Origin of the sequence: Terrabacter sp. 2YAF2 (assembly GCF_052114705.1) — a bacterium.
GTDB lineage: Bacteria > Actinomycetota > Actinomycetes > Actinomycetales > Dermatophilaceae > Terrabacter.
On sequence record NZ_JBFRFG010000020.1, the window covers coordinates 43839 to 55929 of the forward strand.

Annotated in this window: 12 protein-coding genes; 3 read left to right on the forward strand and 9 right to left on the reverse strand. The window is 71.7% G+C overall.

What is annotated here, in order from left to right:
* Positions 1–9: 9 nt before the first annotated feature.
* Complete coding sequence (locus tag AB4030_RS18495; RefSeq protein WP_442280679.1) at positions 10–1404, reverse strand: sigma 54-interacting transcriptional regulator; 1395 nt, start codon at positions 1402–1404, stop codon at positions 10–12.
* A gap of 267 nt (positions 1405–1671) precedes the next feature.
* On the opposite strand from AB4030_RS18495, the gene AB4030_RS18500 reads away from it, so the two are divergent.
* The gene (locus AB4030_RS18500) at positions 1672–2553 is read left to right on the forward strand and encodes a DUF429 domain-containing protein (RefSeq protein ID WP_442280680.1); all 882 of its coding nucleotides are present in this window, start codon (positions 1672–1674) and stop codon (positions 2551–2553) included.
* A 38-nt stretch (positions 2554–2591) separates the two neighbouring features.
* Here AB4030_RS18500 and AB4030_RS18505 read toward each other — a convergent pair whose 3' ends face one another.
* The 4 genes from AB4030_RS18505 to AB4030_RS18520 all read right to left on the reverse strand — a co-directional run bounded on the left by AB4030_RS18505 (position 2592) and on the right by AB4030_RS18520 (position 6314).
* Complete coding sequence (locus AB4030_RS18505) at positions 2592–3698, reverse strand: SGNH/GDSL hydrolase family protein (RefSeq protein WP_442280681.1); 1107 nt, start codon at positions 3696–3698, stop codon at positions 2592–2594.
* 73 nt (positions 3699–3771) lie between these two features.
* Positions 3772–4680, reverse strand: coding sequence for an alpha/beta fold hydrolase (locus AB4030_RS18510; RefSeq protein WP_442280682.1), 909 nt, complete (start codon positions 4678–4680; stop codon positions 3772–3774).
* A complete protein-coding gene (locus tag AB4030_RS18515) occupies positions 4677–5915 on the reverse strand; it encodes an RNA polymerase sigma factor (RefSeq protein WP_442280683.1) in 1239 nt (412 codons plus the stop codon). The genes AB4030_RS18510 and AB4030_RS18515 overlap by 4 nt, the downstream gene beginning before the upstream one ends.
* 3 nt (positions 5916–5918) lie before the next feature.
* A complete protein-coding gene (locus AB4030_RS18520; protein ID WP_442280684.1) occupies positions 5919–6314 on the reverse strand; it encodes a YciI family protein in 396 nt (131 codons plus the stop codon).
* Between the two features lie 151 nt (positions 6315–6465).
* Between AB4030_RS18520 and AB4030_RS18525 the strand changes: the two genes are divergently transcribed.
* Together AB4030_RS18525 and AB4030_RS18530 are read left to right on the forward strand one after the other, a co-directional pair.
* Positions 6466–7602, forward strand: a complete 1137-nt coding sequence (locus AB4030_RS18525) for a glycoside hydrolase family 76 protein (RefSeq protein ID WP_442280685.1) — start codon at positions 6466–6468, stop codon at positions 7600–7602.
* A 168-nt stretch (positions 7603–7770) separates the two neighbouring features.
* Positions 7771–8859, forward strand: coding sequence for an alpha/beta hydrolase family protein (locus AB4030_RS18530; RefSeq protein WP_442280686.1), 1089 nt, complete (start codon positions 7771–7773; stop codon positions 8857–8859).
* Here AB4030_RS18530 and AB4030_RS18535 read toward each other — a convergent pair.
* From AB4030_RS18535 to AB4030_RS18550, 4 genes are all read right to left on the reverse strand, one after another.
* Entirely contained in the window at positions 8852–9748 is an 897-nt protein-coding gene (locus AB4030_RS18535; protein WP_442280687.1) for an amidohydrolase family protein, read from the reverse strand. The genes AB4030_RS18530 and AB4030_RS18535 overlap by 8 nt on opposite strands.
* 24 nt (positions 9749–9772) lie before the next feature.
* Positions 9773–11107 (reverse strand): aminopeptidase C, encoded by a 1335-nt coding sequence (locus AB4030_RS18540; RefSeq protein ID WP_442280688.1) that lies wholly within the window; start codon positions 11105–11107, stop codon positions 9773–9775.
* 67 nt (positions 11108–11174) lie between these two features.
* A complete protein-coding gene (locus AB4030_RS18545; RefSeq protein WP_442280689.1) occupies positions 11175–11774 on the reverse strand; it encodes an ATP-binding protein in 600 nt (199 codons plus the stop codon).
* A 32-nt stretch (positions 11775–11806) separates the two neighbouring features.
* Entirely contained in the window at positions 11807–12025 is a 219-nt protein-coding gene (locus AB4030_RS18550; RefSeq protein WP_442280690.1) for a hypothetical protein, read from the reverse strand.
* Positions 12026–12091 lie beyond the last annotated feature (66 nt).

A 12091-nucleotide genomic window follows, 5' to 3' on the forward strand; every position in this document is an offset into this window, starting at 1 on the left:
CGGCACGACCTAGGCCCCGTAGACGGTGCGGCCGGCGACGGAGTCCTTGTCGATGCGGCGCGTCAGGTGCAGCCCCTCGAGGACGAACTCGATGGCGGCCGCGACCTGACCCGGGGTCGCGTCGTCGCCGTGGCCGAGCCGGTCGAGCACCTTCGACAGCCCCGAGACCGGACCCACCTGGGCCAGCAGGTCGGCGCCCGGGACGAGCTCACCCGTCTCGACGACGGCGCCCTGGGCGAAGAGGTTGGTGAAGCCAGTGAGGTCGAGACCGGACAGCCGCGACCGGTAGGTCTCGGCGACGGCGAGGCGCAGCAGGTGCGTCAGCACGTCGCGCTCGCGCCCCTCCTCGCCCATCTCGAACTCGACCTTGCCGAGGAGGGTGGGCACGACGGTGGGGACGTCGCAGACGCGGGCGACGGCATACGCCTCCCCCGACCGGGCAGCGCGACGCAGCGCGGAGCCGGCGACGCCCTCGGCCCCGGCGATGGCGAACCGCGCAGAGACCCCGGACCGCTGGTCGACCGCGGAGGACTCCCGCAGCCCACGGGTGAACCGCGCGATGACCTCGAGGAGGTGCTCGGGCACGTCGGCGACGAGCGCGGACTCCTGGGCGATGAGGGCGACCTCGTCGCTCACCTCGGTCGGGTAGTGGGTGCGGATCTCGGCGCCGAAACGGTCCTTGAGCGGGGTGATGATGCGGCCGCGGTTGGTGTAGTCCTCGGGGTTGGCCGTGGCCACGAGAAGGAGGTCGAGAGGCAGGCGCAGCGAGTAGCCGCGGATCTGGATGTCGCGCTCCTCGAGCACGTTGAAGAGGGCGACCTGGATGCGCTCCGCGAGGTCGGGCAGCTCGTTGAGCCCGAAGATGCCGCGGTTGCTGCGCGGCACGAGGCCGTAGTGCACCGTCTCGGGGTCGCCGAGAGTGCGGCCCTGTGCCACCTTGACCGGGTCGACGTCGCCGACGAGGTCACCGACGCTCGTGTCAGGCGTAGCGAGCTTCTCGGTGTAGCGCTCGCTGCGGTGGCGCCACGCGACGGGCAGGTCCTCGCCGAGCTCGGCGGTCATCCGCCGGCAACGCACGCACGAGGGCTGGTGCGGGTCGTCACCGATCTCGCAGCCCTCGACGACCGGGCTCCACTCGTCGAGCAACCCTGCGAGCGTGCGCATGAGGCGGGTCTTGCCCTGGCCACGCTCGCCGAGGAGCACGAGGTCGTGTCCTGCGAGCAGCGCCGTCTCGAGCTCCGGCAGCACCGTCTCCTCGAAACCCACCATCCCGGGGAACGCCTCCTCACCGGCCCGCAGCCGGGCCAGCAGGTTCTCGCGGATCTCGCTCTTGACGCTGCGGTGGACGTGGCCGGAGGCACGCAGCTCGCCGAGGGTGGTGGCACCGGTGTCGGGGTGGGTCATTGCTTCACGCTACGTCCGACTCCCGACACTGTCGAAGGGTGCGTATGCCGCGTGCGTCGGTCCGCGCCGCGGTGCCGTCCCGGACCGCAAGGACACTGCTGCGCCCAGCGGAGCACTGACGTGGGGATCGTTGGCTGACACTGGGCGTTTGGCGCCTTCAGATCGAAATGTTCGATTCGGGCAAATCGACGGCTCGGCGCGGTGACAGTGAGCCGCCGCCCAGCCACCGGCGGAGACCTGTCTTCTCGGATGGGGTTGGCTGGGGTCATGGACCAGGACGCGCAGCGACGGATCCGCGAGCTGGCCGAGGAGCTGTCCGCGGGGCTCTCGAGCGCCGCCGATGACGAGGTGAGGACCGCGGTAGCCGTGAGCGTCGCGGCTCTGCGCCGCCTCGCGGACCTCCTCGATCGAGCGCCCGACGCCGGCGCGATGGCCGACAGGCCCGCACCGGTCGAGCTCGTCGCGCCGGTGCTCGGCGTCGACGGCTGCGCCGCCGGCTGGGTCGGTGCTCTGCTCGAGCCCGGTGCACCCCGGCCGCGCATCCTCGTGGCACCGACGATCACCGACCTCGTGGCCATGGTCCGCGAGTCCACCGGCATCCGTGTCGTCGGCATCGACATCCCGATCGGTCTGCCCGACAACACGATTCGCCAGGCCGACGTCCTCGCTCGCCGGGCACTCCCCGGCAAGGCGTCGTCGGTCTTCTCGACGCTGACCCGCTCCGCGTATGCCGCGGCCACGCGTCTCGAGGCCGACAGCGTCAACCGCGACCTCGTCGGTCAGGGCGTCGGCGCGCAGGCCTTCGCGCTGCGCGACAAGATCGTCGAGGTCGACGCCTGGCTGCGCACCCGACCGACGGTGACCGTCCTCGAGACACACCCCGAGGTGTCCTTCGCGGCCATGACGGGTGCTCCGATCCTCGCGAGCAAGAGGACCGACGACGGCCGCGACCGGCGCCTCGATGCCCTCGCTGCCGCGGGCATCGCCCGGCCGTCGGTCCTCCAGGGCCAGGGGTATGCCGCCGACGACGTCCTCGACGCCTGTGCGGTCGCATGGTCGGCCGCCCGGCACGCAGCCGGTCTGGCGAGGCCTGTCCCCGATCCGCCGGAGGTCTTCTCCGACGGCATCCCCGCCGCCATCTGGGCCTGAACCACCCGCGTCGGCAACAACCGTGCGGGCTCCGACGGTCAGCCGGTGACGGCGCTGCGTAGGGCTCCGGCGGTGGCGTTCCACCCGGGCTGGGTCGGGTGGACGAACTCGGCGGTGTCCCGGCCGGGCGTGCCGACCGGAACGAGCCACGCCTTGGAGTTGTCGGCGACGACGTGCGGGTCGAGGCCGTGGACGCGTCCGCCCCAGGCTGCCTTGACGGTGTCGACGAAGTGGTAGTTGTCGGCGCCGGGCTCAGCATTGAGCTCGGCGATGCCGCGTGCCTGCAGGGCGTCGCCGAGCCGCTGGAGGTTGTTGAGTGCGGTGCCCGCGTCATAGACAGGCGCCGCCTCGGGGATGCCGTAGCTCTCGGTGTTGATGAGGAACGGGTAGCTGAGCAGGTAGACCTGCGCATGTCCGCCCGAGCGGGCTTCGACAGCACGAAGGGCGTCCTTGGTGCTCTCGACCATCGGGGGCGCCTTGGCAGTGGCCGCGTCCAGCGCCTGCTTGCAGCTCGACGGGTCCCGCAGGGTCAGACAGTCCACGACGATGGTCGAGAAGCCGATGTCGTTGCCGCCGATGGTGACGAAGACGTAGTCCGTGTCCGGCGTGACCGAGTCGATCTGCGGACGGGTCCTCAGCTGGCACGTGACGGTGCCGGTGTAAGCGTCGTTGACGCCCGCCCCCGCGACGAACGTGTAGGTGTAGGAGAAGTCGGGCTGCGCCGGCACGCCGCACAGTCGCTCGGTCTGAGCGCGCCGCAGCCACTCGCTCTTCTGGTCGGGGTAGCGGGCCGGGTCGATCGAGTAGGTCGCCGTCTTGGGGAACGCGCTGCCCAGATCACGGGGATGGAGGATGTCGGCGACGACGCCACCGCTGCACGCCGCGTCGGTGTAGGTGCCGCCGATCGAGGCCGCGACCTGCGAGCCGTAGTTGTCGGGCGAGCGGTAGCAGCTGCGCTCCTCGTAGGTGCCCGTGCCGTTGCCGGCCGAGTAGGAGTCACCGAGCTGGACCACATGCGGGGCGGGCGTCGCGGATGCGCTGGGTGCGACCGACGCGACGGTCGCGGTGGCAGAGAGTGCCGCGACGAAGGCCAGGGCAGCGCGGGCGAGACGGGTGGTGCGTGGTGTTCGGGGTGAACGGGGCACGGCGGGACTCCTTCGTCCGGTGTCGGTCTCGAAGGACAACGAGGCCGCCGCCGATGAGGTCACGCTCCCGCGATCACCTCGAACCGGACGCACGGGCGGCTCCCGCGAGCCAGGTGAGGGCCTCCTCGGCCGTACGCAGCACCGAGATGTGGCCGTCCTGGGGTTGCAGCCACAGCTGCGCGCCGGCGATCGCCCCGGCGAGCCACTCACCGTGCGAGGGCGGCACCATGCGGTCGGCGCCGCCGTGCACGACGAGGGTCGGTGCCGCCACGTCGCCGGGCTCGAAGCCCCAGTCGGAGACGTAGGCGAGGTCGTCGTCGATGAGGGCGGCCGGGCCGGCTGCCATGGCCGGACCGACGACGGAGCCGAGCCAGCCCCACGGCCCGGAGAAGGCGGCCTCGTCGGCCGGCACGAACCCGAAGTCGATCTCGCCCTCGGCGGCCTGGCCCGCGGCGGCCTCGTGCGCCTCCTTGACCGCACGCCCGGCAGCAGCAGCACGCAGCGACGCCTCACCGCCCGGTGCCATGCCGGCGAACCAGTCGAGGCCTGACGCGCTGAACGGCGCCACCGGGGAGATGCTGACGACCCCGCGCACCCGGTCACCGAGCAACGCGGCGGGCGCGAGCGCATGCGTGCCCCCGCCCGAGTGACCCATGACCGCAAAGGAACCCACGTCGAGAGAGTCGGCGACCGCCGCCACGTCACGCGCGGCGGAGGCGACATCGCGCCCCGGTCGGGCCGTGGAGCCGCCGTAGCCAGGCCGGTCGTAGGACACCCACCGGACGCCGAGCCGAGCTGCGGCGGTGAAGAGCGGTCGGGGAGGCGCGCCGAGATTGGGCGTCCCGTGGTGCCAGATGACGACGAGCGGTTCGACGTCCGGGGTGCCGGGGTCGCCCGTGTCGTAGGCGTGCAGCACGTGCCCGTCGCCGAGATCGACGTCGGACTCGGTGACGGTGACAGGAGGAGTCGGGGTGTCGCTCACAGGGCTTCGGCCTTTCGTCGGAGGTGGTCCTGCTCGGGGATGCTCGTCGTCAGGCGCGACGCGAGCAGGTAGCTGTCACGGGCCTGCTCGGTCTCGCCTGCCATCTCGAGCAGGTGGGCGCGCACGGCGTGCAGACGGTGGTGCCGGGCGAGGCGCTTGTCCTGAGCGAGGTCGTCCAGGACCGTGAGCCCGGCGGCCGGCCCCTCGACCATGGCGAGCGCGACCGCACGGTTGAGCGTCACGACGGGCCCCGGCGAGAGCTGCTCGAGCAGCCCGTAGAGCGCGAGCACCTGCTCCCAGTCGGTCTCCGCCGCCGAGGGCGCCTCGTCGTGCACGGCCGCGATCGCCGCCTGCACCTGGTAGGGCCCGAGCCGTGTGCGCGTCAGCGCGTCGCTGACCAGAGCGACCCCTTCGCTCACGTATGCCGTGTCCCACCGGGAGCGGTCCTGCTCGGCGAGCGGGACGAGCTCACCGGCGGCGTTCGTGCGGGCCGGCCGTCGCGCCTCCGTCAGCAGCATGAGCGCGAGCAGGCCGGTCACCTCACCGTCGTCGGGCAGCAGCGCGTGCATCTGACGCGCGAGCCGGATCGCCTCTGCGGTCAGGTCGATCCGGTGCAGCTCGCGTCCGCTGCTGGCGGTGTGACCCTCGGTGAAGACGAGGTAGAGGACGTGCAGGACCTCGCGCAGCCGGTCCGGCACGTCGTCGTGCGGCGGCATCCGGAACTCGGCACCGGACTCGCGGATCCGCTGCTTGGCACGGCTGATCCGCTGGGCCATCGTCGCTTCCGGCACGAGAAAGGCGTGCGCGATCTGCGCGGTCGTCAGGCCGCCGACCGCCCGGAGGGTCAGGGCGATCCGCGCGGGCGGGGTGAGCGCAGGATGGCAGCAGAGGAGGAGGAGCGTCAGGGTGTCGTCGCGGTCGGCCGAGCCCGCGGCATACGGCGGCGGGGCGACGAGGGTGTCAGCGGGCGCCCGCGTCACGTCGGCGAGCTCACGGCGCGCCCGTGCCTCGTCACTGCGCAGCCCGTCGATGAGGCGCCGTGATCCGACGCGGATGAGCCACGCCTTGGGATCGTCGGGCACACCCTCCTCGGGCCACTGGGCGGCCGCCGCGAACAGGGCCTCCTGTGCGGCCTCCTCGGCGCGGTCGAAGTCGCGGTAGCGGCGCACGAGCGCACCGATGACCTGCGGCGTCACGCTGCGCCACAGGTCGTCGGTGACGACGGATCCGCCCACGGCTCAGAGGTCCTCGGTTGAGCCGCCCATGAGCGGCCGCACCTCGACGGCTGCGAACCGGGCGTCGGGGAAGCGCCCGGCGATCTCCTCGGCGCGCTCCGGGGTCGCGCAGTCGACGACGAAGTAGCCGGCCATCTGCTCCTTCGACTCGATGAACGGCCCGTCGGTGACGAGGCTCTCGCCCTCACGCACTCGGACGCTCCGCGCGGTCAGCGGGTCCGCGAGCGCCTGGGCGGTCACGAGCTCGCCCGACTCGCTGATCTCGGTCATGAGCTCCTCGAAGTCGCGCAGCATCCCTGCGCGGGCGTCCTCGGACATGGCGGCGGCCTCGGGCGTGCGCAGGAAGATCGGGTGCCCCCACGTCTGCGGGTTGCTCCAGATCATGAGCAGGTACTTCATCTCGACTCCTTCGTCACGCCGTTCGCCGCACGGCCTCGGCATCGTCCTGTCGTCCGGGACGTCCGGGACGTCGGAGCGGCCGGCACGATCTCGACACCGTTGCCGACCCTTCCACACCGGCGTGCGGATCGGCTCGCGGTAGCGTCGCTGCGTGTCCGCCGGCGACGTCCCCTCCCACCTCCCGACCGCCCTCGACGAGCGCGCCGCTGAGGCCGAGCGGTCCGTGACGGCGCTCTTCGCCGGCTCCCTCGGCGGTATGCCGCGAACGCACCTCGCACGCATCGTGCACCCCGCGCCCGCCGCGTCACGGACGCTCGGAGGTCTGCTCGGGACCTGGCACTACTGGTGGCAGGCGCACTACGTCGACGCCGTCGTCGACGCAGGCCTCCGCGCGCTCCGGACGGGTGACCGCAGAGGCGCCGATCGGCATGCCGCGCAGGGGGACCGGCTGCTCCAGACGATCCGGCTGCGCAACCGGGTCCGTTGGGTCAACGACTTCTACGACGACATGGCCTGGCTCGCGCTCGCCTCGGGTCGACTCGAGGACCTGCACGGCCAGCTCGGGCGCACGGCCCGGCGCCGACGCCTCCGCTCGGCGGGCCGCCACCTCACGACGCAGCTCCGCTCGGCCCATACGGACGACCTCGGCGGTGGCCTCTTCTGGAGCCGCGACCGCGACTTCAAGAACAGTCCCGCCACCGCGCCCGCGGCCCTGCACCTGGCCCGTCTAGGCGAGACCGACGAGGCACGCCGGCTCGTCGACTGGCTCTATGCACGGCTCTGGTCGCCCGAGAGCGGACTCGTGCTGGACGGCATACGGCTGCGCGGCGGCGAGGAGGTCCTCGTGCCGGACGTGTGGTCCTACAACCAGGGCACGGTGCTTGCCGCGCTCGTGACGCTCGGTGACCGCGTGAGCCTCGCCCGCGCGGCCGCGCTCGTCGCCGCGGTCGACGCCCGGCTGACCGTCGAGGTCGGCGGCGCGCAGGTGCTGCGGACGCACGGTGGCGGCGACGGCGGGCTCTTCACCGGCATCCTCGTGCGTCACCTCGCTGTCGCAGCCACCTCGGGCTCAGGTCTCGCCGATCAGACGCGGGCCACCGCGCGACGGCTCGTCCTGAACACGGCGGAGTCGCTGTGGCGTGGACGCGGGAGCCTGACCGTCGCGGGGCAGCGGGACCCCTCGGTCTTCCCGCTCGAGCCCGGCGGGACCGCCCCGCAGCCGCCGCTCGAGCTGTCGCCGCAGCTGCAGGCCTGGACCGTCCTCGAGGCCGCCGCCACGCTCGCCTGATCCGACCGACGACCGTTGGTATGCCGTTCCGCCCGTTCCCGGCGTGTCGCCGGCGTGTCAGTGGGTTGCGTCCACCAACGGTCGTCGGTCGGCACGTGCACATCTCGGATCGGCCACGAGGCTGGGAGCGGGCTGGGAATCTCGGCGGTCCCGGGTGAGACTCGAGTGGTGCACACCGCCCGAGCCCTCGCCGCCGGCCTGACTGCGGGCGCCCTGCTCGGCGCCTGCACGGCCGTGGGGCCCACCGACGACCGGGGTGCCGGGACCACGGGCCCCGGCCCCACGGCATACGCCGGCAGCAGCACGACCACACCGCCCGTCACGAGCGTGCCGCCGAGCTCCACCCCCACCCCCACTCCCTCGTCGAGTGCTCGGAAGCCGGCACCCGACCCGGCGTCGATCGAGGCGCTCATCGCGACCCGTTACGAGGGCGGCAACCTCACGCTGGGGCGCGAGAGCGGCAGCACGGACGCGTACCGGCAGTACTTCGTGACGTACGAGAGCAACGGCCTGAAGATCTCGGGCCGCATCAACATCCCGCGCGGCGCGGGCCCCTTCCCTGCCGTCGTCCTGGCGCACGGCTACGTCGACCCTGCGGTCTACACGAACGGCGAGACCATGCTTCGCGAGCGCGACCACCTCGCGCGCCATGGCTACGTGACGCTGCACATCGACTATCGCAACCACGCGCAGTCCGACAAGGACCCGAACAACGACGCGAACCTCCGCGCGGGCTACACCGTCGATGCCATCAACGCGGGACTCGCGCTCAAGCAGGCCAGGTTCGTCGACCCCAACCGCCTTGCCCTCATCGGTCGCTCGATGGGCGGCGGTGTCGTCTACACCGCCCTGGTCGTACGCCCGGGGCTCTTCCGCGCGGCCGTGGCCTATGCGCCGGTGAGCTCCGACAGCATCGACAACTTCGACAAGTGGGTCCGCCACGACGCGTCTCGCTCGAGCGCGGCGCGCGTCGTCATCGCGCGACTCGGCACCCCGGAGGCCAACCCGACCGGATGGGCGGCGACGAGCCCCCGAACCTACTTCGGCCGCATCACCGAACCCCTCCTCATCCACCACGGGACGGCCGACGAGGACTGCCCACTGGCCTGGTCGCAGGAGTCGGTGGCAGCCCTCCGGGCCGACGGCAAGTCGGTCGATCTGGAGATCTATCCCGCCGGCCGCCACACGCTGACGTCACCTCAGTGGGACACCTCGATCGAGCGCACCGAGGCGTTCCTGGCCCGCAACCTCAAGTGAGACCGAGCAGCCGGGCACCGTTGTGCCACAGCACGGCTCGCATCCAGTCGTCACCGAGACCCAGGCGCGCCAGCGCGTCGATCTGGTGGGCGTAGGCATAGGGGATGCTCGGGAAGTCCGAGCCCAGCACGACCCGGTCGCGCAAGCCGGCGAGGCGGTCGACGTAGCCGTCCGGGAAGGGCGCGAACCGGTTGGTGAAGTCCGTGCCGTTCATCGTCGTGTCGAGGTGGACGCCGGTGAACTCGTCTGCGAGGTCGGCGAACTCGTGATACTCCGGCATCCCGAGGTGGGCGATGACCAGGACCAGGTCCGGGTGGCGACGCAGCACCTCCCGCACGGCCGCGGGCCCCGTGTGGGTGCCGCGGATGGGTGCCGATCCGGCGTGTAGGACGACAGGCACCTGTGCCGCCCCCAGCCGGGCCCATGCCGGCTCGAGGCGTTCGTCGTCCGGGGTGAAGTCACCGACCTGGACGTGCATCTTGAACAGGCGGGCACCGTCGTCGAGCGCCGCGCCCACGTAGTCTCCGACGCCGGGCTCGGGATAGAAGGTCGCGCAGTGCACGGCGTCGGGCACGCGCCGGGCGAAGTCCGCACACCACGCGTTGAGCCAGGTCGCCATGCCCGGTTTGTGGGGGTAGACGAGGGCCGGGACCGCCCGCAGCCCGAGCGTGCGCAGGGTCTCGAGCCGACGCTCCTCGTTCAGGCGGTAGGTGATCGGCCACGGCGCGCCGTAGTGCGTCTCCGCCTCGTCGAAGTAGGCCCACACCTTGCGCTGCATGGCATCGGGCAGGAAGTGGACGTGCACGTCGGCCAGCCCGGGGAGTCCGAGCGAGGCGACGTATGCCGGCACGTCGGCATCCGTCGCCGGCCCGGGCGTCGTCGTCGTCACGCCTTGCAGCGTAGGTGACGTAGGTCAGTCGGCGAGCGCGCCCATCGGGTCCCAGGCCGGGAGCACGATCGGGTCCTGGAGCAGCGCCTCCTGCAGCTCGGCCGGCAGGGCGTCGCGGCGCACGGCGACCTCGAAGACGAACTCGGCGAACCACGAGTCGTTCATCGTCATGAAGCCCTTGTCGCCCTTCTCGGGGCCCCAGCTGTTCTCGACGCGCCAGCGCCGCGGCACGTCGTCGTGCAGGTCGACTCCGGTGAAGAGCATCGCGTGCGTCATGAGCGACTCGTGGTGCAGCAGCCGGTCCGCCTTGCCGAGGCTCGGCTCGGTGCCGTAGATCGAGCCGTGGTCGTAGAGCGCGGCGTCCCAGAGGCCGAGGTCGGCGTGGGACATCTGGCCGGTGTCGCACCCGAACCACACCGGCTCACCGCCGGCGATCGCCTGCGCCGCAAGCGACTTCATGAGGTCCGACTCGACGTTGAGGTAGGTGACGGGGGGCGCGCCGACGACGTTGCCGAGGTGCTCGACGGTGAAGGTGTGGCCGTACGGGCTCGTCGCGCGGGGGTCGTTGACGAGGCAGACGTAGTCCTCGAGCGGCACGGTGACGTAGCGCTCCGCGAACTCGAGCGGCGTCATCGCGCCGTCGCGGTGGAAGCCGCCGTCGGTGTCCTTCCACTGCCAGACGAACGACTCCGGCGGCGTGCCGAGGTGGATGCAGAGGAGACGGTGGATCGACGCGAGGACCTGCTCCTTGGTCTCACGCAGGTCCTCCTCGGAGGCGCTGTCCGCCGCCTGTGCCCGCAGGTCACGCGCCGCCTGGCGCAGGATCGTGCTGAGATCGCGGTTCATCAGGCGCGTGTTGCTCGAGCTCTTCGTCTCCGGCATCGCGACCTTCGGCACGAGACCGTGCTTGACGACGAGGGCGACGAACATGTTCCACTGCCCGCCGTCCTCGGCCGGGGTGGCGAGCAGGTGCGCGACGGTGCGGTCGTCGACGTCCCGGTCGGCCGTCGCGATGATCGACTCGAGCCAGTGGTTCGCCTTCTCGAACTTGTCCCAGAAGAGCAGGTGGTTCTGCGAGAACTCGAAGTCCTTGACCGCCAGCTTCTCCCGGGCTCCGGCCCGCAGCAGGTTGGTCCCGGCGAAGAGCCAACAGCGACCACTCTTCTCCTGCGACGTCACCGCCCAGTCGTCGAGCAGGTGCGAGACCGAGTGGTCGATGCTCGTGACGACCCTGCGGTCGAGCGCGATGTCGTCGACCGAGGTCGTCGTCACGGCGTTCTGCAGCATCCGTGCGGTGGGGTCGGCCTCGAACGCCTTGGTGAGGCGCTCGACGAGGTCGGGGGCGAGGTCGCGGGGCATGGGCCACTCCTTCGTGGGCTGGGGGTCTTCGCATCGTATGCCGCCAAGGCAGTCGGCCGAGGGCCCGTCACACGCTCTCGGCGACGACCTCGACAGGGACGACGGCGGCATACGCCGTCGTTGCCTCGCGGATCTCGTCGGCGGCCAGGGCACCCGGCACGAGCGACGAGTCGGGTCGGAAGTGCACGACCGTCCCCGGCCTCTGCAGTCCAGAGAGGCTCTCGAGCTGGCCTCGCGGCACGCCGTGCTCGAAGCGCTGCTGCCAACCACCCTCGGCCCGACGGTTCGTGTGCACGACCCAGTCGCTCAGGGCGGCGACGACCGAGATGCCCGAGCGGCGGTGCCCGTCCGGGAGCAGCGGCGCGTCGTCGCGACCATAGAAGCGCAGGTCCCTCGTCGCCATGACCGGCTTGACCTGTGCGACCCCGTCGTCGTCGGTGCGCGTCTCGGTGCCACGACCGTCGTCGGCCACGGAGACGGACCCGTCGGCGTGCAGCACGACGCGGACGCGGGTCGTCGTCCCCGCGATGGCTTCGTCGACCGGATAGGCAAGCACCTCGAGGACGAGGTGCAGCGGGCCTCCGGGCGCGAGCGTCCCTGCATCACGACGGATCTCGCCGAGGTGGTCGAGGTCGAGCGGTTCGCTCCAGTCGTGTGTGGCACCCATCCCTCCACCCTGCCAGACACCGGCTTCCTGCCTCAGTGACTTGCACGGCTGACGAGGTACATGGGGACGAACACAGCCCACAGCAGCAGGCAGCCGGCAAACCACTGACGCGGTTGGTCGACCGTGAGGTTGCCGATCCTCGCGAAGACCGGTGAGCCCGCGGCAGACAGGCGCTGCGCGTCGGCGTAGACCCACAGGGCCGACGATCCCACGACCACGAGCGGCACCAGCGCGACCGGCCATTCCGTCACCCCCTGAGTTTATGGCGCCCCCCGGCCGGCACCGGGTTACGTCGACAGCGAAGGGACGTTGGCGCG